The 26,104-nt window shown below is 34.1% G+C and carries 8 protein-coding genes; 7 read left to right on the forward strand and 1 reads right to left on the reverse strand.

All coding sequences use genetic code 11. The features are described 5' to 3' along the window. The first annotated feature begins 89 nt into the window (after positions 1–89). The 6 genes from BN2746_RS04795 to asnB all read left to right on the forward strand — a co-directional run bounded on the left by BN2746_RS04795 (position 90) and on the right by asnB (position 24,532). On the forward strand, positions 90–1,862 hold the full coding sequence (locus BN2746_RS04795) for an aminopeptidase P family protein (protein ID WP_055078699.1): 1,773 nt from the start codon (positions 90–92) through the stop codon (positions 1,860–1,862). Then, positions 1,862–3,721 carry an excinuclease ABC subunit UvrC gene (uvrC, locus tag BN2746_RS04800; protein ID WP_055078700.1) on the forward strand — a complete coding sequence of 620 codons (1,860 nt, stop codon included), beginning with the start codon at positions 1,862–1,864 and terminating at the stop codon, positions 3,719–3,721. Before BN2746_RS04795 ends, uvrC begins: the two co-directional genes overlap by 1 nt. Then, positions 3,708–4,628, forward strand: coding sequence for an HPr(Ser) kinase/phosphatase (gene hprK, locus BN2746_RS04805; RefSeq protein WP_055078701.1), 921 nt, complete (start codon positions 3,708–3,710; stop codon positions 4,626–4,628). The genes uvrC and hprK overlap by 14 nt, the downstream gene beginning before the upstream one ends. 32 nt (positions 4,629–4,660) lie before the next feature. Beyond that, positions 4,661–8,281, forward strand: coding sequence for a pyruvate:ferredoxin (flavodoxin) oxidoreductase (gene nifJ, locus BN2746_RS04810; RefSeq protein WP_082420208.1), 3,621 nt, complete (start codon positions 4,661–4,663; stop codon positions 8,279–8,281). Positions 8,282–8,876: 595 nt separating this feature from the next. Further along, on the forward strand, positions 8,877–22,118 hold the full coding sequence (locus tag BN2746_RS09240) for a SpaA isopeptide-forming pilin-related protein (protein ID WP_055078702.1): 13,242 nt from the start codon (positions 8,877–8,879) through the stop codon (positions 22,116–22,118). Positions 22,119–22,681: 563 nt separating this feature from the next. Beyond that, positions 22,682–24,532: an asparagine synthase (glutamine-hydrolyzing) gene (gene asnB, locus BN2746_RS04820; protein WP_055078703.1), complete on the forward strand. Its 1,851-nt coding sequence runs from the start codon at positions 22,682–22,684 to the stop codon at positions 24,530–24,532. A gap of 48 nt (positions 24,533–24,580) precedes the next feature. On the opposite strand, the gene BN2746_RS04825 is transcribed toward asnB, so the two are convergent. Then, positions 24,581–25,072 carry a hypothetical protein gene (locus BN2746_RS04825; RefSeq protein ID WP_055078704.1) on the reverse strand — a complete coding sequence of 164 codons (492 nt, stop codon included), beginning with the start codon at positions 25,070–25,072 and terminating at the stop codon, positions 24,581–24,583. Between the two features lie 176 nt (positions 25,073–25,248). Here BN2746_RS04825 and BN2746_RS04830 point away from each other — a divergent pair, with 176 nt between their 5' ends. Then, entirely contained in the window at positions 25,249–26,004 is a 756-nt protein-coding gene (locus BN2746_RS04830) for an alpha/beta hydrolase (protein ID WP_055078705.1), read from the forward strand. The last annotated feature ends 100 nt before the right edge of the window (positions 26,005–26,104 follow it).

Consider the following 26,104-nt stretch of genomic DNA (forward strand, 5'->3'; position numbering starts at 1 on the left):
TTTCTGTGCAAAACTTTTTTTAATTTATTAGAAGATTTTAAGCTATATGTTATAATTAGAGTAGATAACTATGGGAAAGGACGTGCTTTATGGTAGTTGATAATATAGAAAGATTAAGAAAAAAAATGAAAGAAAAAGGACTTGACATGTACATTGTTCCTACATCAGATCCTCATTGTTCTGAGTATGTTCCTGACATCTATAAGACAAGGGAATTTATATCAGGGTTTACAGGCTCTGCAGGTACAGTTATAGTTACACTTGATAAAGCTGGGCTTTGGACTGACGGAAGATATTTTATACAGGCTGCAAAACAACTTGAAGGTTGTGGCATTAAATTATATAAGATGGGGGAAGCGGGAGTTCCTACAATGAAAGAATTTGTAGAAGAAAATTTAGACAGTGAGTCCAAAATTGGATTCAATGGAGAAACTTTTCCTCTATGGCTTTTGGATTATATTATTAAAGATATTCCAAAGGAAAATATTTCATATGATTGCACTCTTGTTGAAGACATTTGGGAAGATAGACCTGAAAAATCTTCAGAAAAAGCTTTCTTATTACAAGAGGAGTACGTGGGAGTTTCTGCAAATGATAAGATAAAAGAAATTAGAGAGAAACTTCAAAAGAAAGGTGCAACATCAACTCTTATAACAACTCTTGATGATATAGCCTATGTATTAAATATCAGAGGAAGAGATGTTCTATACACCCCAGTAATACTTTCCTATTTATATATAAGTAGAGAAAAGACGGTTTTATTCATAGATAAAGAAAAGATTACTGATGATGTAAGAAATTATTTAGATAAAACTGGAGTTACGATAAAAAAATATGAAGAGGTTTTTGACTTTGTAAGGGGACTACCTAAGGAAGAAGTTCTTTACTTTAACAATAGAAATATAAATGTTAAACTTTACAGTTCGATTCCAGAATCTATAAAGACTATTGTAGGTAGGGATATTTCAACAGATATGAAGGCAGTAAAAAATGAAGTTGAAATTAAGAACCAAAGAAATGCCTACATTAAAGATGGTGCTGCACTGGTTAATTTCTTTAGCTGGCTTGAAGAATCTCTTGAAAAAGGAGAAAAAATTACAGAACTTGACTGTTCGGATAAACTTCTTTCCTTTAGAAAAGAACAAGATCTTTTTATTGAACCAAGCTTTGGAACGATATCAGCCTATGGAGAAAATGCTGCACTACCTCACTACTCTCCATCAGAGGATAATCCTGTATATTTAGAAAAGAAGGGACTTTATCTACTTGATAGTGGTGGACAATATAAAGACGGTACTACAGATATTACAAGAACCGTTGCCCTTGGGGAGCTTACTAAAGACGAGATATTCCACTACACAATGACACTTAAGTCACACATATCCCTTATAACTGCAATCTTCAAAGAAGGAACAAAGTCATCTGCACTTGATATATTTGCAAGGGGCCCACTATGGAAAGAGGGAATCGACTTTAACCATGGAACAGGCCATGGAGTTGGTTTCGTGTTAGGAGTTCATGAAGGACCTCAAAACATTTCAAGGGCAAATAATGATGTAAACATGGTTCCAGGAATGGTTACATCAGACGAACCAGGAGTTTATGTGGAAGGAAGCCATGGAATAAGAATTGAAAACATCATGGTATGTGTGGAAAAAAATGAAACAGCATTTGGAAAGTTCTTCGGATTTGAATCACTTTCAATTGTTCCAATAGATCTAAGACCAGTTGATAAATCACTTTTAACAGAAGATGAAATCAAATGGATAAACGAATACCATAGAGTTTGCTTTGAAAAATTAAGTCCAAAACTAAAAGGACAAGCTTTGGAATATTTAAAAAAGGCAACTGAGGAAATTTAATGTTTGACATAGAGAAGAATTTAAAAACCTTACCCACTTCACCGGGTGTTTACCTCATGATTGACGAGAATGATACAATTATATATGTGGGTAAGGCTAAAAATCTTCGAAATAGAGTCAGACAATATTTTACACCTTCTGGACAGACTGCTGAGAAAGTTCGGGAGATGGTTAAACATATAGATAGATTTGAATATATTATTGTCGACAATGAAGTTGAGTCTTTGATACTTGAGTCCAACTTTATTAAGGATAAAAAGCCAAAGTACAATATCCTTTTAAAATCTGGAGAAAAATATCCCTTTATTAAAATAACCAAGGAAAAATATCCACGCATTTTAAAGGACAGGGTTATAAGACCCGACGGAGCAGATTATTATGGTCCATTTCCAAATGCCTATGGAGTGACTGAAATCATTGAATTATTTCAGGATATGTATAAAATAAGAAGGTGTAACTTAAATTTTGACAAGGAACAATATTTAAAAAGACCTTGCTTATACTACTTTATACACAAGTGTTCAGGACCTTGCATAAAGGCAGTTACAGAAGAAGAATATCTTAAAGACATATCCAATGTTGAAGATTTTTTAAAGGGAAGACAGAAAAAACTCATTACATCTTTGAAGCACAAGATGGAAAAAGCTTCACAAAATTTAAACTTTGAACTTGCAGCAAGGTATAGAGATAACATCAGCTCTCTTGAAACGATTATAGAAAAACAAATTGTAAGAACTTCCAAAGATAGGGAGATGGATATCATCGCCATGGCAAGGGATAAAGATGTCATTTCAATGCAGGTATTTATCATGAGAAGTGGTAAAATAATAGACAGGGAACACTTCATTTTAGGAGATTCAATAAAGGGCGAGGACGAAGAAGTCTTTTCATCCTTTATACAACAGTTCTACTTTGATATGGCATTTGTACCAAGGGAAATTGTGTTACAGAAAGAACCAAGTGATTCAGACACCTTAGTGGAGTATTTAACCAGAATAAAAGGGAAAAAAGTAAAATTTACAGTACCTAAGAGGGGCGAAAAATTAAAACTGGTTGAACTGGTTGAAAAAAACGCCAAAGAATCCTTAGAAAAACACCTTGCATACCTTAGACGTAGAGAGAGAGAAAGACCAAGAGGTCTGGAAGAACTTGAAAAGCTACTTGGTATATCTCCGCTTTCAAGAATTGAATGTTATGACATTTCAAATATATCGGGAGTGCAGTCCGTTGGCTCTATGGTGGTTTATGAAAATGGACAAAAAAGCCCTGGAGAGTATAGAAAGTTTAAAATAAAATCTGTAGAAGGACCAAATGACTATGCAAGTCATCAAGAGGTTTTAACAAGAAGACTTGAAAGACTCAAACATGAAAACTCTTTAGGAAATAGAGAAGTTTCCTTTGGAAGAAGACCCTCTCTCATAATAATTGACGGTGGTAAGGGACATGTGAATGCAGCAAAGTTTGCAATGTCACTTGTAAACATGGAAGAAATTCCAATATGTGGATTATATAAAGATGAATTTCACAACACCAAGGGAATTATATACAATGGAGAAGAGATACCTCTAAAGGTATCAAGTGATATCTATCGTTTTTTATTCGACATTCAGGAAGAAACTCATAGATTTGCCATCAATTATCATAGGAAACTAAGAGATAAGAACATGGTAAAGTCTGAACTGGATGAAGTTAATGGTATAGGAGAAGTTAGAAAGAAAGCACTTTTAAAACATTTCAAATCCATAGAAAAAATAAAAAAAGCTTCTATTACAGAACTTTTGGAAGTGGATAAGATAGATAGAAAAAGTGCAGAAAATTTGTATAATTATTTTAATGGAGCAAAAGATGAAGGGAATTAAATTAAAAAAACTAATCGAAGAGTTGGAGCTTGAAGTTGTCATGGCAAGTTCTGACTTTGAAGAACTGACCATTACCAATTCACAGGTAAATAGGCCTGGGATTCAGCTTTCTGGATTCTTTGAAAACTTTCCAAATAAAAGACTTCAAATAATGGGTAAAACAGAGACTGTATTTTTAAATTCAATGGATAAAGATATAAGAAGACAGAGAATGGAAGGCATTATGTCAAGGGAGATTCCATGTCTTATATTTACCCAAGGTCAAGATATTGACGACTATATAGTAGAGCTTGCAAAAAAGCATGACAAGACATTAATTCGCTCTACCAGACCGACTACAAGGCTTATTTCAAGAATTGATGATAAACTTGCATATTTTCTTAGTGAACAGACTAATATGCACGCCGGTCTAATGGAAGTTTTTGGTATAGGAGTTTTAATAACTGGAAAATCTTCCGTAGGTAAGTCGGAAACTGCACTTGACCTTATTATTCGTGGTCACAGACTTGTAGCTGATGATGTGGTTGAAGTAAGGAGAATGGACAAGGTACTTATTGGCCAAGCTCCTAAAAACATACGTCACTTCCTTGAAATTCGTGGAATAGGAATTTTAGACATACAAAGGCTATATGGTATAGGCTCAGTAAAACCAGATGTAGAAATAGAGCTTGTAGCATGTTTGGAACCTTGGGACGATGACAAGGAATATGACAGGCTTGGACTTGATATTGAGTATATGGATATACTTGGTGTCAATGTTCAAAAGGTAACAATACCAGTTAAACCTGGTAGAGACATAGCCATGATTGTAGAAGTTGCTGTTAGAAATTACAGACAGAGAAATTATGGATACAACGCGGCTATTGAACTTAGTAAGAGACTGTTTTCAACAAATGAAGAAGAATAACAGTTATGTAAAAATTCAAAGGGGGAAATAAAATGAAGGAAAAGAAAATGCAACCTATGGACGGTAATATGGCTGCCGCTCATGTGGCATATGCATTTACAGATGTTGCAGCAATTTATCCTATAACTCCGTCATCAAATATGGCAGAGTATGTGGACAACTGGGCTGCCTTTGGAAGAAAGAACATATTTGGACAAACTGTTCACGTTTCAGAACTACAATCTGAAGCAGGTGCAGCAGGAGCATTACATGGTGCATTGGTAGCAGGATCATTAGGAACAACATTTACAGCATCACAAGGACTTTTACTTATGATTCCTAATATGTATAAGATCTCAGGGGAACTTCTACCAGGAGTATTCCACGTATCTGCCAGAGCATTAGCAAGTCATGCCCTAAGCATCTTTGGAGACCACCAAGACGTTATGGCAACAAGACAAACAGGTTTTGCAATGCTTGCATCAGGATCAGTCCAAGAAGTTATGGACCTTGCAGCAGTAGCACATCTTTCAGCTATAAAGGGAAGAGTTCCATTCCTACACTTCTTCGACGGATTTAGAACATCACATGAAATCCAAAAGATTGAAGTTATAGACTATGACGAACTTGCAGAACTTGTAGATTATGATGCAATAAAAGCATTTAGAGAAAGAGCTTTGAACCCTGAAAAACCTAAGACAATGGGTACAGCTCAAAACCCTGACATCTACTTCCAATCAATTGAAGCATCAAATACTTATTACGAAAACATTGTTGGAACAACTGAAGAATATATTAATCAAATTAACAAACTTACAGGAAGAAACTATGGTCTATTTGATTACTATGGTGACGAAGATGCTGAAGATATTATCATTGCAATGGGGTCAGTAACAGAAACCATAGAAGAAACTATAGATTTCTTAAGAAGTGAAGGAAGAAAAGTTGGTCTTGTAAAGGTACATCTATACAGACCATTCTCAAAGAAACATCTACTTGAAAAGATACCTGCAAGCGTTAAGAGAATTGCAGTTCTTGACAGAACAAAAGAAAAAGGATCTCTTGGAGAACCACTTTACTTAGATGTTAAATCAACTTTCTATGACGAAGAAAGACAACCTGAAATCTACTCAGGTATCTATGGACTTGGATCAAAAGATACAACTCCAGGACAAATCCTTGCAGTATATGACAACCTTGTTGCAGAAGAACCAAAGAAGAGATTTACAATTGGTATAACTGACGATGTAACATATAGATCACTTGAAGTAACAAGAAACTTAAATACAGTTCCAGAAGGAACAATTAACTGTAAGTTCTGGGGATATGGATCAGATGGTACAGTTGGAGCTAATAAATCTGCAATTAAGATTATCGCAGACGGAACAGATATGTATGCACAAGGATACTTTGAATATGACTCAAAGAAATCTGGTGGTATCACAATTTCTCACTTGAGATTTGGAGATAGTCCAATAAGATCAACATACTTTGTTGAACACGCTGACTTTGTATCATGTTCAAAACAAGCATACGTTAATCAATATGACCTATTAAAGGGAATCAAAAAAGGTGGTACATTCCTACTTAACTGTATCTGGTCAAAAGACGAACTTGAATCACATCTACCAAACTCATTAAAGAGAAAGATTGCAGAAAACGAAATTGAGTTCTACACAATAAATGCATCAAAAATTGCAGCAGACATCGGACTTGGCGGAAGAATAAACATGGTAATGCAATCAGCTTTCTTCAACCTTTCAAAAGTTCTTCCAATCGAAGAAGCAATGGAAAGATTAAAGGCACAAATAGTTAAATCTTACGGTAGAAAAGGTGAAGACGTTGTTAACATGAACTACAAAGCAGTTGACCAAGGAGTTAACGCATTAGTTAAGATAGACGTTCCAGAAAGTTGGAAAGACTTAAAGGACGAAGAAGAAAACGACGACAATCTACCAGAATTCATCAGAGAAATTGTTAAACCAATAAATGCTCACGAAGGAGATGACCTTCCAGTATCTAAATTTGTAGATAGAGCAAACGGTGAATTCCCACAAGGAACTTCACAATACGAAAAGAGATGTATAGCACTTAAAGTTCCAAAATGGCATATAGAAAACTGTATCCAATGTAACCAATGTTCATACGTTTGTCCTCATGCAGTTATAAGACCGTTCTTAGTAACAGAAGAAGAAAAGGCAAACGCACCAGAAAACTTTGAAACTAAAAAAGCAATTGGTAAAGGACTTGAAGACTACACATTCAGAATTCAAGTTTCCACAATGGACTGTACAGGATGCGGAAACTGCGTTGAAGTATGTCCATCAAAAGTAAAAGCCCTTTCAATGGAACCATTTGAAGAACAATACAAAGAACAAAAAGATAACTGGAAATATGCTCATGAAGTAGTTGGATATAAAGAAGGACTTGTACCAGAAACTAACGTTAAGGGAAGTCAGTTCAAACAACCATTACTTGAATTCTCAGGAGCATGTGCAGGTTGTGGAGAAACTCCTTATGCAAAATTAATAACTCAATTATTCGGAGATAGAATGCTTATAGCAAATGCAACAGGTTGTTCATCAATTTGGGGAGGCTCAGCACCAGCAACAGTATTCTGCAAGAATGCTCAATGCAAGGGACCAGCTTGGGCAAACTCACTATTTGAAGACAACGCCGAATACGGTTATGGTATGGAAATGGGAATTGAAAAGACAAGAGAAAAAATTCGTCTATTAATGGAAGAATTTATTGAACTTGGAATTAATTCACCAATAAACGACCACTTTAAAGCATGGATTGAAGGAAAGAATGACCCTGCTAAGTCAAAGGAAGCTACAGCAGAAATTCTTCAACTCTTAAATGAAAAAACAGGAAATGAAGCTGCAGATAAGATACTTGCAGAAATCGAAGAAAGAAAAGATTTCTTAATTAAGAAATCAGTATGGATATTCGGTGGAGACGGTTGGGCATATGATATTGGATATGGCGGACTTGACCATGTACTTGCATCAGGAAGAGATGTAAACGTACTTGTAATGGACACAGAAGTATATTCAAATACAGGTGGACAATCATCAAAGTCAACACCAACAGCAGCAGTAGCAAAATTTGCCGCATCAGGTAAGAAGATTAGAAAGAAAGATCTTGGACTAATGGCTACAACATATGGATATGTTTATGTAGCGCAAATAGCTATGGGAGCAAACCAAGCGCAAACATTAAAAGCTATAAGAGAAGCAGAAAGCTATAATGGTCCATCACTAATCATCGCTTATGCACCATGCATCAATCACGGTATCAAGGGTGGTATGGGACATTCACAAGCTCAAGAAAAGAGAGCAGTTGAAGCAGGCTACTGGCATCTATACAGATTTGATCCAAGACTTAAAGACGAAGGAAAGAATCCATTCACATTAGATTCAAAAGAACCTAAAGCTTCATTCCAAGACTTCATAGCATCAGAAGTAAGATACACTTCACTAAAGAGATCATTCCCAGAAGAAGCAGAAATTTTATTCAAAGAAGCAGAAGAAGATGCTAAAGAAAGATATGAAAGCTATGTGAGAATGGCAAGCTATGACTATAATAAAGAAGAAGCAAGAGAAAAAGAATTTAAGAGTGAAGATAAAAAAGAACAAAAAGTCGGAAAAGACGATAAGATAACAGAATAAGATTATTAGAGAAAAGGAGAGCTGAGAAGCTCTCTTTTTTGTGTAGGGTTATACCATAGGGCTCATTTTGTCTTTAATGTGTTGTAATGTTATATTTACCAAAGGGGGAAAAGGACCGTTTCGTACGGTTCCTATCCCCCTTGTACCCCCTTTACCTCCCAACGACTTGGGGATATCCCCAAGACCCCTTTTTATAAAGTGGAAGGAAAGCTTTTAGCTTTCCTTCCTGTGCCTATCGGCACAATATTTTATAAATAAATATAACCATTCCTAACAGCGCGAATAAAAATACTCAGTACTGTCATGTTGAGAAAGCAACAGCGATGCTATAATAAAAAATATTTTAGGATTAATGCTAAAAATTTTTATCAGACAAGCGTCGTTTACATAAAAAACAAATATGACAAAAATGTCTTACCATTGTAAAAAATGACTAAAATACTGATGAAAACTTGTTTTATTATCCAATATGAGTATACTAAAGATAAGAAGATTATTATACTGATTTGATAAATCTAAAAGTATAAACTTTTTTATTGCTCAATTTTTTATAATTAGATTAAAATCTATAATTAAAGATATTTCAGGAGGAGACATGGACAGGAAAATACTTAGGCGAATATCATCAGGCCTACTAAGCTTATTACTTGTAATGCAAGTATTAGTTCAACCAGTAATGGCAGTTCAAAACACCAATGACTTGCCAAAAGAAGTAAAGACGCAGGAAGTGAAAAAAGAAACCCATTCCAAAGAAGGGGTAATTGATCCTGCCATAAAAGAAGAACTAAGCCCATTAGAACAGGCATATATAGAACAGTTAGAAGATAACAGTTTTGCCTTTCTAAGAGGACCATACGTCATAAGTTCACAAGAAGACTTTGACTTAAGAGAATACACCTTTGTAGAAAAAGACGAAGAAGGAAAAGTTTTACTTGTTAGAGGAGACGAAGTAGAAGACTTCTCCAACATAGAAGAAATAACAGAACTTGTAGAAAGATATAGACAAGACTACAAAGATTTACAAAACAAAGAAACAAAAGAACTAAATCCAACAAAAAGTCAACAAAAAATAAACTACAAGGACTACAAAGAGCTTTCAATACCAATAGTAATAAACGACATAGAAAACAAATACGAAAGCACAAAGAATGAAAACATTACACTAAAAAGAGACAAAGAAGAACAACTAACAAAAGAAATCTTTGTAAACAGTCTAAAAGACCTTGAAGACATATTACTAACCTTCAAGGGAGAAAAAGACATAAAAGACCTTGACATAACAAAAGTGGAAAAAGTTTACACCGGAGAAGAAGACGAAGACACACTTACAGTAGAAGAAGTCTTAACAGAAGCTTTAGAAGAAGGACACCAAAACAAAAACAAAGTCACTTCACTAAACATAGCAGAACTATATCCCGGATACAAATACATCTTTACCATTTCATCAAAGAAGGTAAAAGAAGACAATACAGTTTTAACAGAAATAACTACATTAGAAAAAGATAAAGAAGAAGCAGAAACAGAAGAACTTGGCAAAGCTATAGTAGAAGAAGAAAAAGAAACAGAATCTACAGAAGCTACAGATAAAAAAGAAGAAAACAAAAAAGAAAATAGAAAAACCTCTCCAATTGAAACTGATAATATAAAAGAAGATAAAAAACAAGAAATAAATACATCTGAGGATAATAAAGAAAAGGTTCAAGAATTTGAAAAAGCTTTTGACGACACAAAAGAAGAAGTAGAAAAGAACTCTATTGGTGAAGAAGATAAAGAAGAAAATGGATTAGTTGAGGGAATAAAAAAACTTCTTGGACTAACAGATCTTCAAAAAGCGGATAGAGAACTTAAATCTGCTCTAAAAGATGAAAACAATGGTCTTGAAGAAATCCAAAATATTTTAACAAGCTTCGAAGAAAAGTACGAACTTTCCAAAGCAGATAAAATTAAGCTTATGGAAGATAATGAAGATGCATTCAAGGCATTAATAGAAAAAAAAGCTGATAGTAATTTCAATCCACAAATGCTACTTTCTCCACTAAGAGCAGGAAACGACTTAAATTTAGATGGTAAGAAGTTTACTATAATGACTCGTTTTGACACATCAACAGTAGTTGGTCCAATAAAAAAAGACCAATACTTTATGATTCACTTGGATAAGGAATTAAAAGTAAATAATCCATCAGGTTTAGAACCAATAAAGTATAAAGGCAATGTTATAGCCACACCTGAATATGATGCTACAGAAAATACTATTAAGTATACAATACAAAGAGATATTACTGAAGAGATTAGTATACCTCTTAATATTCCTGTAGACTATAATCCGGAAAATATTGTTTTAGGTAATGACGGTACATTTACAGTTACAAATAAAATTTCAGGTTTTGGAGTTAAAGCACCAAAGGATCTTGTTCCACAAAAGGTTGATAAAAATGGTAACTTAGCAGGTTCAATCATAGAACCAGATAGAGATGACGTTCAACAGATAGTAGACGGCTCTGGAGGAGCTTACAAATTTGACATGAATGTTTGGGGCGAGCCTGTTGTAGAAAATGGAAAACTCAAAGGATTTAACTGGTCAGTTACAATGGACAGTGATAAAGATTTAAAAGACTACTTTGGAATGAAACTAAACCTAACCACAGTAAAGGGTTCTGGTCTTGGTGAAATCCAAAATTTAAAATTAAATGGAGAATCCATAGATAATGAAGTAATTGACCAACTTGATGGCTCTACTGGAATAGTAGACTCTAAACACCATGCAATAAATAAAAATACTGCAAATGCTAACTATACTTTCTACACACCTGTAAAAAATATTCAAGGCTCTTACATGTTAGACGTTTCTACTCTACTAAGTAAGCAAAATAAAAAAGGAGCAGTTAGAACTGTAATAGACGAAGGATACTCTCAAGACAAAATTGAAGCAGCAACTCCTACTCGTGTTGGTATAAATAATAGAACGACAATCCAAGGAAAATTCACAACAAATACCACAGCCGAATGGACAATAACAGATGGAGTGAGTTCAAAAGATGTTGTTAAAGGACTTCCTTTACAAGATAGAGATTTGATAGGAAATCAAACTATAAATTCTGGTAAGAGAGTTGTATATGGCATAGATGACAAAACAGGTCAAATGGTAGTTAAAGAAGCTGAAAAAACAGGTTTAACATCTATTCCAACAAAAGAAACAGACCCTAACACATCTCAAGAAGTAGGTAACATCGGTGTTTATGAATTCCAAACAAATATTACAAATCCAGACCAAGCTGGTGAGGCCAGCATATCAGGAGTAGAAATATCTAAATATAAAGATATCCATATCAATCAAAACTGGAACTTACCTAATGGACAAAAAATGCCTGCACAAACTATTACTGTTACGGATAAAAACGGAAATAAAACAGAAACTAAAGTTAATGAAGGTCCAGTAGTTACTGATGATACAGGTAAGCAAAGACTTATCACAGTTCCAGATGTAAGATATTGGGATGTAGATGATAGTGGAAATGCGACCTTTAGAGATCACAAAATAAGTCAAACTTTCCCAGAAGGAAAAGTAACCATAGCTGGCAAAGAATATAAATATAGCGAAAATGCTAATTATTTTAGACCAGACACACGAATCCACTACATTCAAAACTCTTTAGAAGAGTCAACAGATAAAAAGCCAGCTACCTTCACAGTCGTGAAAGTAGATAGCAATAATCCTGAAAAGAGAATATCTGGAGCAAACTTTGACCTTTTAGGAGCAAATGTAAGTATAACAACTGACTCCAATGGGGAAGCGACCTTTAGAAATATTAAACCAGGAAAATATTATTTAAGAGAAACCAAAGCTCCAGAGGGCTATAAGTTAGATAATAATGAAAAAACTATAACCGTATCAGACCAAGGAGAGATAACTGTCACTGGAGAAAATGCAAAACTTTCAACTGGTTCAGGTAAAACAGAAATAGTTCAACACAGTGACTATCCTAATTGGCCAGATTACATGAACACAATGCACTATGGGAAACTGGATGAAAATGGAAACTTAGAATTTTATATTTTCCTTAAACCATATGCACCAAGAGAAAGTGGTAGAACTGATAGAGACACAAGACTTGATATTGTTCTTCCAGGAGTTGACTTAACTAATTCTGAAGTGAAAATTTATGACGTATATCCATATAATAGAGATTATATAAAAGGTCAAATGGAAGCTCAAACCATGGATAAAGTTGACCTTGGAAATGACATTACTGGGGTAGCTAATAATAACGGAGCTATTACAGGAACTGAAAATTTCAAGGACCCATATACTGGGAAAACAGGCTATAAAATTTATTTGCCAGAAAATAGATTTGGAACTGATTGGGGATTTTTAGTTAAAGTTAATGCAAATGTAGGAGCTTCTAAGGACTCAACTGTATTGTCATATGACTGGTTATCAGATACAGATACAGCAGCAAAATCTAAAATTCAAGAAATTGTAACTATCAGTACTAACTCAGAAGAAAATGGATCACCAACACTAACCATATCAAACGATCCATTTGAAAAGAGCCCTATAGAAGTTGCGAAATTTGCAAATACATTCTCTGAAGTAGAAGTAGATGGAAAGAAAGTCCAAAGACGAGATAGACTACAAGGAGCAGAATTTGTATTAAAAGACGTCAATGGAGATCCTATTGCAAATAAATTTACTGACGACAAGGGAAATGTAAGTTTTGGAGACTTCCCTCCAGGAACCTATTACTTGGAAGAAAAAACTGCACCAGTAGGTTACGAAAAATCTGATGTTTACTTCGAAGTAACGGTAAATGAAAAAGGTGAAGTGACCTATAAGGCAAAATTTAAAACATCATCTGGTACACCAGTTCCAGGACAAGACTACTTTATAGAACAGGGAGAAGAATCAAGCTCTGGTTCAAAAGTTGAAGTCAAAGAAGTTCACCAACATATGGATGTAAAGGACTCAGGGAGAGGAAAGTATCCAGGAATGTGGGAAGCCTATGAGCTTGAATCATTAAAATACAAATTGGATGCAAGACTAAATATTGAAGGACCAGGAGCAAGATTTGAAATCCAATTTGATAAAAATCTTGACTTCACTCAATACTTTACAGAATTCCCTGACTTAGTTGAAGATGGAAAAGTTATAGCTAAACCATATTTTGATCACAATACTAAACTTTTAACCTATGTATTTACAGAAAATGCAACCAAAGGCGAAACTACTATCAGTCTTGACCTAATTGGTATGATTCCAAGTAAATACTATGCGCCAACCCATGGCACATATAAAATAACTAACGTTGTTGCTCCAGGTCAAACTATTACAGACCCTAACAGTAACCAAACTGAAACAATTGATGTGCTGTCTTACTATGGAGAATATGATGCAAAAAGAGATTTTGCTCATAAACCAACAGGAGCAGTGCCTAGTCAGTTATATTATTTCAGAGAAGTATATCAAAAGGATAATGGAGATTGGTATGTAACAGCCCTTGCATATTACAACCCATTAGGTAATTATACAGGTGCGTCAAAACAGCTAACTTTTAACTGGATGTCAACAAATTACCAAAGCGATAAAATTCAACATAATTGGAATGCCAATGGTAACACACCAGCTTTCGAGTTAGAGAATGTTAAGGTGTATCGTACAGACAAAGACTTGGGAACGGTAAAATATAGAAAAGGAAATAATGCAACAGTAGATACTGTAGAGACAGTAAGTAATGTTATGCCTCTTTCAATGGGTATAAGACCAGACCAATATCCAAACACATATAGGAAGGTCTTTGAAACAACAATTAATTCAGATTATGGCAAAGAAGCGTCTTCTAACAACATTTATTTAACTTATGATCCATCTGAGTTAACAAGGGATGCGGTATTACAAGAAAAATCCCCATTAAAGATAACAATGCCAAGGATATCACCTGGACGTGAAGGATATGTAATAGAGCAAACATTTAAGATTCCAGATATCAAGAAATTTAATGAAAACTGGAGAGCTTTCTATATGGGTCAAGATACAAGCCTTAGATCAACCTTTGTAACAGGACCTAACAAAAATTATTCAAATGTTGACCAAACAGGCGGGGAGATACCAAAATTCTACAAAGAAGTAGTTGGTATTATAAACAAAAAGTTCACGCCAGGACAGTTTAAAATTACAAAGTCTGATGATAACACAGGTGCTATTTTACAAGGAGCAGTTTTTGCACTAACTAATTCCAACGGAAAGACCATCTACAAGACTTCAGATTCTAAAGGACTTGTAGAATTTACAAATCTTTCACCAGGTAGATATACATTAAAAGAAACTAAAGCTCCAGAAGGATATATTGGAACAAATGAAAAGTGGGAAGTTATTGTATATAACAATGGCTATGTAAGAATTGAAGAAACATCTATACTTGGCTCAGGAAATATCTATACAGGTAATAATGACCTTATAATAAATATTCCAGTGGCAAATAGGAAAGTTGGAGAAAAATTCCAAGTATTTAAAAAAGATGAAAGTGGAAATCCACTTCAAGGAGCAACTTTTACGATCACAAAACAAGGAGAAACTACTCCTGTTGGAACAGCCACATCAAAGACCAATGGTATAGTAGAATTTAATGAAGCCCTAACAGAAGGAACCTATATAATAGAAGAAACTAATGCACCAGATGGCTATAAGAAACTCGACAAAAAATGGGTTCTTATAATAGATAAAGATGGAAATAAAAAAGTTTATAACTATTCATTGAGTACAGGCGATGAAGAAAAATCTCTTTTAGGAGAGCCTGGAACATATAGAGTTAATGTCAAAGAAAGAACTCAGACTGGATGGGACTCTTTTGACAATAGAATAACTGGATGGGCAGCTAATAGTACCAATGCCGAACACTTAGGTACAAGAATTATCGCTATAAATAAAGATAAAAAATACGTTATTCAAAGGTATGTACTAAACCCAGAAGCTAAAAATATTGATGCTACTACAACAGCTACAATTCATAGAGAAAAACCAAATTATCCAAATATGGATTGGTACAAGGGCGATGAAGAATACAAAGTATTTACTCTTGAAGCTAAAGAAGGTGGCAACACCGACGGTAAAGTAACAGGTCTAATTTCCGATTTAAGACTTGCAGATTACAATGTAACTGATATTACAAACACTGTAACAAAATCTAAAGATACATCTCATGTTGGAGAAACAAGATTAAAATTAAATTTACCAGCTACCAACACGCCAATAGTAGTAGATGTCAAAGTACCTTACAAATCAGAATATGAAGGCGTAGGTACAGGCATGGACTGGAGAGAAGGTGGCATAACCTATTGGAAGAGTGACTACTACGAAAGAGTATCTGACATATTATTAGGTGACTTATATGCAGCAGAAGAAGGTACGATTACAGGTTCGTATATTGGTAAAGACTCTCTTGATGTAACAAACGAAGCCAAAACCTATGGTTTTAAACTTAAAAAAGTTAAAGACGGAGAAACTACTACAGTTATTCCAGGTGCAGTTTTCAAACTAACAGGACCAGATGAAAGTCAAGATGAAAGAACTATGACTACTGGAAAAGATGGAATGATTTCTTTCGATGGACTTAAACCTGGAACATATAAATTAGAAGAAATTGAACCAGCACCAGGCTACGAAAAAACAGATACAACTTGGGTGGTAAGAATTACAAGTGATGGAAGAGCTTATATTAAGAGTAGTGATGGCGAAAAAGTATCTATTGTTGAAGCTAAGGCAACACAAAATAGTACATTTGCCAACACATTAAGAGGAGAACTATTAAAAACACTTAATATGCCAAGTGAAAATAGTGGTCTTGAAATAGGTGACCAATTAGTTGATACAGATAATCCATTACGAGCTGCCGATGTATGGGAAGTTATTGACCCTGCTATAACATCAGGCTTAACAGATAAATCAAATAATGATGTACAAACAAAAATAACTGAAATAAACAAGGGAACACATCAATTCAAGCAAGTATTCTTGATAAATGTTAATTCCTTTTCCCTAAACTCTACTGGTTTTGATATTCATAGAGAGCCTGAAGATAGATCTATGGATCCAAGTGATATTATTAGTTATAAAATTCAAGCTGTAGGGAAGGGATCAACTTTAAATAATATCATAGGCATTCCTAAAGATATTAAAATAAAAAATAATAATTTTGCAAGTCAACCAAAAGATGGAAAACCAAATGCATCCAGAGCTTTATTTGCAAGTAGAATCAATACTCCAATTTTGGTAGAAATTGTAACTAACTATGATCCTACAAAAGCCTTCGGATTAGGAATGAATTTTTATGATGAAGGAATGGGAATGTATGCTGGACCTGGAGTATGGGGAGCTCAATCTTATAGTAGTGATACATTGATTAATAAAAAGCAAACTTATTCATTAGAAATTGAACCATCACTAAATGGAAATGTAACAGCTAACAAAGCATCAGATATAAGTGAAGGTGAACAAGTTGTATTAACTGTTAATCCAAAGCAAGGCTATAAACTTCAAGAATTGAAAGTTGATGGTAAAGATGTAACTACAAGTGTCAATGAAAACAAATATATATTCAATATGCTTGAACATAATGTTAAAGTTTCAGCTTTATTTACAGAAGAAAGTTATGCTATAAGCTACCAAACTCCACAACACGGGGTTGTGCAAGTACCAGATACTGCAAAATATGGGGATACAGTAACAATAACAGCAATTCCAGAGACTGGATATATGGTAGATACCATTAAGGTAAACAGTGGTTCAGGAGCAGTACCTGTTACAGGAAATACTTTTGTAATGCCAGCAGACAATGTTGTAGTTGATGTTACATTCAAAGTTAAACCAGCAGAAAAATACAATATTACAGTTAACCAAACAACAAATGGTTCTGTAAAGCCTGATAAAAATAGTGCAGAAGAAAATGAAGTAGTTACTTTAACTGTTACACCTGACGATGGTTATGAAGTTGATAGTGTGACAATGAATGAACAAGCTCTAATAGTTGATGCCGATGGTAAGTACAAGTTCACAATGCCAAAAGGTGACGCAACAGTTTCTGCAACTTTTAAAAAGATTGAGGACCAACCAGGACAAGACGAAATTGAAATTCCTGATGGTAGTGCTGCACAAATCACCAACAAGCAAACAGGTCTTGATTTAAAAGTATTTAAAGTAAACTACTTGAACAGAAGACTACCAGATGCAGAGTTTGCTATTGAAAAATACAAGGACGAAACTTATAAAGAATTAGATGATACCTTTACAAAAGCAACTGGAATATCTAATGAAGATGGTGTTGTAGAATTTAGAGATAAAGATGGTAATATTGTAAGTCTACCTGTTGGACACTATTTACTAACAGAAACAAAATCACCATCTGGATACAAAGCAGCTCAGGCTCCTTGGAAGGTAGAAGTATATCAAGAAGATGGTCAACTTAAAGCAAAATATACAGGACCAGAAGATACTCCAGCAGGACTTCTAAATTCCAACAAGGCAAATGACAAAAATGATATTACAACTACAGCAAATGGAATTAAGTATAAGGCAAGATTAACCTATATTAATACTGAATCAAAGACATATATCCAAAGAATCTATATTGATACAAGAGGGTACACTGGTACTGCTGAAAAGATTAATGTTCAAATCACTCCTAAACATAAGAGAGATGAAACAGATGCACCAGGAAGATTGCCAGTGACAAATGTTGAAGGTGTTAAGACTGCCTATAGGTCAACCTACAAAATATCAGGAGCAGAAGAAAATCCTGATGTAGATGAAATTTTAAGATATTACGACCTATCAAAACCAAAAGTATCAATGATAAATACAGCAAGGTGGAGACCATTTGACTGGGGATTTGACGAAGACTTACTAAACCTTGACAAGGGAGTCTATTATATAGATGTGGAAGGTTTCTATGATGATGCTATAATCACAGGTTATGATAGTAAGCAAGGCAAAAATACTATTCCAGCTGAAGACTTAGGTAAACTTGATCTAAATATAGACTTCTATGATGGAGAGAGAAAATTCCAACAAGTCAAAGGTAAAAATGGCGATGAAATAATTTATAATGAGGAAAATGGTGGTTCGTATCTTGATGGTAACATCGAACTTGGATATGTTGAAAAGAATGCCAAAGGAGAAAATGTTCCAACTGCTGAAGGAAAAGTAACTCCACCAGGAGCTAAGTATCCACTATGGATTGGAAAAGAAGGTGGACGAATATATCCTCCTCTTGACGGAGATGCAACTAAGACCAGAGTTCAAACAAGTATCGATATAAGTTCACTATATTCATCAGACACTACAAACGCAATACCACAAGATGGTATGACTATACAAAATGATGAAGAAACTTATAACATAACTTTCTCAAAACATGGACGTGATAATGCAACTGATGATATAAATAGTGAAGCAGTTACAAATAACAGACTTGAAGGTGGTATATTTAAACTTCAAGAAGATACGGGAATAACTTATGAAGATATTCCAGGTTCATTTGTAGCCTCAGCCTTTAACGGATACTTTGGATTTAGAGGACTAAAACCAGGTCGTTATAGATTAATTGAAGTTAAATCACCAGAAGGATATGTACCAATAACAGATCCACTACTTTACTTCACAGTAGAAACTATAACTACAAACTCAGGTAAGATAGTTCACCCAGTAACTGGTAACGTAGTAGATATAAAAACTATAAAAGTCAAATTCCCTGGAAATGACACTGTGTATAATCTATCTGACTTATCAATGGTAGATCCAGAGGATAACACCAAAACCGTGTTAATAAAAAATATTGATTCGAAGAAGATTAATATAGAAAAAGCTCAGATTGTTGATCCGACAGATGATACAAAACGAGTTCCACTAAATAAGTTAACCGTTCCAGGTGCAAAAGAAGACTATGCTATTAACCAGATAAAAATTGTACCAGATTCAAGTGGATATATATCCCTTGAGTATGACAAGGCAAATGGTGTTTACCAATATGTTCCAGAAAAATCAACTAACGAAGAAGACGGTAGACTAATAGACTACGTAACAAGTGCTACTGCTAAGAACATGGGTAAGATTATCAACGAAAAACCAGGTGAAGGTAGTATAACCATAAAGAAGGTAGACCAAGATGGTAATTTATTAAAGGCTTCAGGACTTTTGCCAGGAGCAGTGTTTAAATTAACAAATCTTTCTAATGGACAAGTAAAACCTGGTACTGTTGGAACTGACGGAACATTGACATTTGATAAGCTTCAAATAGGTAACTACAGACTTGAAGAAACTAAATCTCCAAATGGTTATGAAAACACTAACCAAGTTTGGAACTTCACAGTAGGTGGTAAGGATCTTGACCCATACAGTGAACCAGTTGAAAGAACAGGAGTAGACTTAACAAATAAGATTAGTCTAAAAACAGAAAAAGTATCAGTGCTAAATCCTGATGAAAAAACCAGCACAGATATAACAGAAAATGATGAAATTCATCCTCACTTTGGTGAGAGTATTGAATTTGAAAACAAATTCAAATTAGCTCCTGATACTAAAATCAATCCTGGAGATTATTTCACTCTAAAGATGAGTGACAATATAGATCTTAATGGAATCTTCGAAAAAGAAATTGAAAATCTGGATATTTTAGCACCAGGTGTAGGTACAATAGCAAAGGCTGATTATAATAGGAAAGAAAGAACTATAACCTATACTTTCACAAACTATGCAAAGACCTATACCTTAGTGGATTTTTCAAACAAACTCACTGCCTTTATAGATCTATACAAGGTTAAAAAGTCAGATGGACTTACTAAGCAAAAAGTTGGATTTAGATTAGGTGAAGATAAAAGTCAATACAAAGATGTTAAGGTTGTTTATGATTTGCTATATGCAAAGCAAGACGATGGTTTTGGAAATAATATCAATCTTGAATCAAAAATTGTTAAGTACGATCCAAATACCGGTGAGTTTTTACAATACTATTATGTAAATAGATTAAAAGAGAACTCCACTGGTCCTATAGAATTATTATACGAAGCAGACAGAGATATAGATAATTTAAATATTAGTGTCAGTCGTTTAGTTGATAATTCTAATGTAGAAAAAGATATGCCAGAATCTTTTGGAGTAGATGAAAACAGTTCAAATCTTTCAGAGTTTAAATTACTAAGATCTTTCCAAACATTCAAGAAGGGCGAAAAAGCTGGACCATATTTTGGATCGGGAATGACAGAAAAAGATTCATATATTGTTAAAGTAACAGGAAGAGCAACTGGTACAGATAAAACTGAATACAACTCTAATGCTACTATGTACAAATATAATGAAGGATATACACCAAGCTATGCCTTTAGAAGAAATTCAGTTCGTTACTTTAGAAATGAAGCAACAGCAAAAGCAGAACTTGAAATTAGAGTAGTCAACCCTGAAAACAAAATTACTTTTAATAAGGTTGATCAAAATGGTAAAGCCCTTGCGGGAGCTAAGTTTAAACTTGAATACAGAGCTAAAGACACTGATACTTGGACTAAGTTAGGCCAAGATATAACGACAGGTGCAGATGGAGTATTTAGTTTTACTAAGCTAAGACCTGGAAAGTACCAACTAATAGAGATAGAAGCACCATCTGGTTACAAGATAGCTCCAAACCCTATAATAGAATTTGCAGTTGATAAGAATGGAAAAATAACCAGAAATGTTACATCTTCTGACGGAAAAACTACAACAAAAGAAGATATTGGAGGAGCTACAATTTCAATAGTCAACAGAAAAGAAGAAGAAATTGAGTTTAAGAAAGTTGATGCAACTGACAAAACTGTTCTTGAAGGAGCAGAATTCGAAGTTTGGTATAAGGTTGAGAAGAATGGTGAATACACTAATGATAAACTAAAATTGTACCAAGATGATTCAGGTAATAAATTAGTTATAAAAGCGGGCACAGAAGCTCCAAAAGGATATACTGAAGTTAAAACTTTTACTACAGATAAAGATGGTATAGTTAAATTTAAATTCTATGAACCAGGTTACTATGCACTTAAAGAAGTGAAGGCACCAGAAGGATATATTAATCCAAGAAAGATTGTAAAAGAGTTTGCAGTATTAGATGGTGTAGTTCAAACTTATAAGTATAAGACTGAGCTGGACGTTTCAAAGACAAAAAGTTGGGATTATTCTAATGACACTTTGAATGATGTTTATGGAACTGACATAACAATGAGATTTAATAATGCTCATGAAAAAATCACTTATGAACAAGATAAATCAAAAATCACATTATCAGGCTTGCCTTTAGATAATGACTTTAAAGCAAAAAATAATTTATCAAGTGATGGAATAACTATAAGTGCTAAATTGGTAAATAAGAATAATCAAAGCTCTCGTACTAAGATTTACACTCTTGATGCAGGTAAAGACTATACAAATAATAAAGGAACAATAACCATTGACCTTTATGAATTAGTAAAAGAATTGGAAAGAAAAACTGGTGATTCAATAACATCAGAAAATACAATTGAACTATCAATGTATTCAACATTGGCTTTAGACACAACATTAGATATTAAATCTAATATTGTAATAAGTGACGAGATAAAAGAGGACAGAACTTTCCAAATAGGAACAGAGGGAGACAAAAAAGTCGACCACTCTTATTCATTTACTACTTTGGGAGAAACAACTAATCCAATAGAAATAAAAAACAAGAAAGGATTATACCCAGGAACTGGTAGTATAGGTGCACTTATATTCGCCATAATAGGAGCGGGATTAATGACTGTAGCCTATGTGGGATATAAAAGAAAGAAAGTTACTGTTACAGACTAAAATCAAAATGACGGCTTACTCTTAGGAGTGCCGTTTTTTTGATGAAATTAAATGTGGAGAAAATGAGTTGTCTTCCGACGGCAAGTGAAACGAGATTCTTCGACTTCAAATTTTGCTTTGCAAAAATTTTAGCTCAGAATGACAAATCGAAGAGATAACATAACTAAGGAGAGCAAAAAACTCTAAAATACAATAAAAAAGCAGAAAATCCAAAAAGATTTTCTTCCACTTTTCCAAAGGGGTCTTGGGGATATCCCCAAGTCGTTGGGAGGTAAAGGGGGTTCAAGGGGGATAGGACGATAGAAAGCAGTTCCTTTTTCACCTTGGGTAAAATAAAAATAAACACTATATTGGAAATAATAATGTTATTGAGTAAAATACCAAAGATTAAAATATTAAGAAACTTTAGCATGAATTTTCATGTAGGGAGAACCCCTACAAAAAATAAAAACAAAATTTTCATAGAAAGTTTTATAAAAACTTTCCCTCTACATCTCTTCCTTCGTTGATTTTTATCCATTTTAACCTTATAATTTAATAAGAATAAGTATTAAGGAGATATTATGTGCGGTTACGTTGGAATATATAAACCAAATTCATTTACTAAAGAAGATGATGAATTTCTAAAGGTCATGTCGGAAGAGATTCAGCACAGGGGTCCAGACTCTGATGGATATTTTTCTGATGATAGTATCGGTTTTGGTTTTAGAAGGCTTGCCTTTTTAGATTTAACTCCAAATGGAAGGCAACCTCTATTTACTGATGACAAGAAGAAGGTAATTTGTTTTAATGGAGAAATTTATAATCATGATGAAATAAGACAAGAGCTTATTAAGGAAGGTTATACTTTTCACACTAAGACCGATACGGAAGTTCTATTAAAGGGCTACGACAGATATAAGGAAGGTGTCTTAGATAAGTTAAGGGGCATGTTTGCCTTTTCTGTGTGGGACTTGGAGGAGAAGGAACTTTTCATTGCAAGGGACTTCTTTGGAATCAAGCCAATGTACTACACACAAAACACTAAGGACGGTTCGTTTTTATTTGGTTCTGAGATAAAGGCCTTTTTAAAAAATCCAAACTTTAACAAGGAATTTAATGAAAAGGCTCTAAAACCTTTCTTGACCAATGAGTATTCTGCCTATGAAGAGACTTTCTTTAAGGGCGTATACAAACTTGAAGCTGGACACTATCTAAAGATTAAAGATGGCAACATGGAAAAGGTTCAGTATTTTAAACCTTATATGAAGCCAACTAACAAGTCTTTAGATGAGTATGTGGAAGATGTTGAAAATGTTGTTAAAGAAACTGTTGACCTATATAAGAGAAGCCATTCTCCTCTTGGATGTTTCCTATCCGGTGGGGTGGACTCTTCATATATCTTTTCACTTGCTCAAACTGACGAGACTTTCAGCGTAGGTTTTAAGGATTATGACAAGGACTATAATGAAACTGATTTGGCAAGGGAACTTTCTGAAATAAAGGGAAAGCAAAACTACAAGGTTCTAATTGATGCGGATGACTGTTTTGACGCTCTTCCACAAATTCAATACTATATGGATGAGCCTCACGCAAATCTTTCTGCTGTTCCAATGTACTTTTTGTCAAAACTTGCAAGGGAACATGTGAAGGGAGTGCTTTCTGGAGAAGGTGCTGATGAACTTTTCGGCGGCTACTTCAGCTATGGCGAAACTGCAAATATGCATAAGTATAGAAAATTACCATTTGGATTAAGACATTTCTTAAGAAAAAGAGCTCTTAATATGAAAAATGGTAGAGCTAGAAAGTTCTTGATTAAAGGTGGATCTGAGTTACATGAAGAGTTTATAGGTCAAGCAAAGGTATTTGAACCGGAACATGCAGATGCAATTTTAAAACCTGAGTACAGAGATGCTCAAAATCCATTTGATGTGGCAAAGAGATTTTATAAAAGCGTTCAAGGTAAGACTAAATTACAAAAGATGCAACTTCTTGATATGAAGTATTGGCTTCCAGGAAATATTCTTCTAAAGGGAGACAAGATGAGCTCATGTTCAAGTCTTGAAGTTAGAACTCCCTTCTTAGATCCAAAGGTCTATGAAGTGGCGGCGTCAATTCCTGACAACTACAAGATAGACGGAGACGACTTTAAGATTGCCCTTCGAAAAGCGGCGGAAAAAGTTATGCCACCGGACTGGTCCAATAGAAAGAAAGTTGGTTTCCCTGTACCAATTAGATATTGGTTAAGGGAGGACAAGTATTACAACATGGTTAAGGAAGAGATTACTTCTGATGTGGCAAAGAAATTTTTTGACACCGACGCCCTTGTGAAGTTACTTGATGACCACTACCATGAAAGGGCAATGAACCAAAGATATATTTGGACTGTTTATGCATTCTTGATTTGGTATAGAGAATATTTTATTAATAGATAGAGTAAGGGGTGTGCCTGAATTTAATCATTCTGACACACCCCATATATTTTAATTTTTTATTTCTGTTATTTTTGTTTTTTTACTTTTCAAATAGATTTCATATATTATTCTAATTAGCACATAGGCTCCTAAATATTTTCCGATTAAAAAAAGATGATCTCTTAAAATGAAATTTTCTGGATTAAAGTCTCTTAGTAAAAAATAAGTAAATATTCTTGGTCCAAGTATTGCCGCTGAGCTTATTAAATATTCTGGGAGACTTATTTTTGCAAGTATTCCATATACAAAAACTAAAGAAATAACAAATGGAGTAATAAATGCTAATTGTATAAGCCATTTTCCAATAGATTTTATCCAAGTTTTATTAGATATGAAAAAACTTGAAAGTTCTTTATCTGAATTTTTAATAATAACTGTTTCAGGTAATTCACCAGAAATTCTTATAGAAGCCCATCCATAGTATTCGCCTACAGTTATTGCAAATATCAGAAAAATAATAAGGACTATACCTAAGTACCATACAATTCTTTTAGTTTTCATAATATGCCTCCTATAATGCTATTAATAATTATTTAATAGTCAAAAATTATTATTATTCATTGGAATTACGCTTCTAAAGCTTTTATTGTATCTTAGATATACCCTAATTAAATAAAAATCAAACAATATAAAAAAATATTTTGTTATAATATAAATAACATTTAATGGAGGGCAATATGGAATATAAATTTATTGAAATCAAAAACAAAGATGATTTAAAAATTCGTGGCGTATTAAATTATAACGGAGAACTTGACAACAAAAAGATTATTTTAATTCTACATGGCTTTACGGGAAATAAACTTGGAAATTCCTTTTTCTATGCTCGCATGAGCAGAGAGTTTGTAAAGAGGGGCTACAAGGTGTTTAGATTTGACTTTACTGGATCTGGAGAATCGGAAGGGGACTTTAGCGACATGACTCTTAGCTCAGAAATAGCGGATCTTGACTGCATTATGAACTATATTAATGGTCTTGACATAGCAAAGGACAATGAAATTTATATTATGGGCCATAGCATGGGTGGACTTATTGCAACTCTTACTGCGTCAAAATATAATCCAGACAAGATGGTGTTACTGGCGCCGGCAAATAATATGCTGGACCTAATTGAAGATAAGATTAGTGAGTTTGATAGAAAAGAAAATAGAAAAGTGGACAGCTATAAACATCTTGGTATGCTTGTAAAGAGAGAGTTCATGGAGGACTTAAAGAAGTATCATCCAATTGAAAAGGCGAAGGAATATAAAAATCCGGTGCTTATTATGTTGGGGGACAAAGATCCAATTATAACGAGAGAGATTTGTGAGGACACCAAGACTTCCTTTGGAGAAGAAGCCATATTAAAAATAATTGAAGGCGCTGACCACAGCTTTGTGGACTACGATATTAGAACTGAAATGATAAAAGATATAATAGAATTTCTCGAATAAAATAATAATCTTTCTAAAAGAATACACTTCCATTTATTAGAGATTGATTTAATTGACAATTAAATGATTAGGTTATATAATAAAACTAATAAATGAAAAA

It is taken from the genome of Lagierella massiliensis (assembly GCF_001407835.1).
Classification (GTDB): Bacteria; Bacillota; Clostridia; order Tissierellales; family Peptoniphilaceae; genus Mediannikoviicoccus; species Mediannikoviicoccus massiliensis.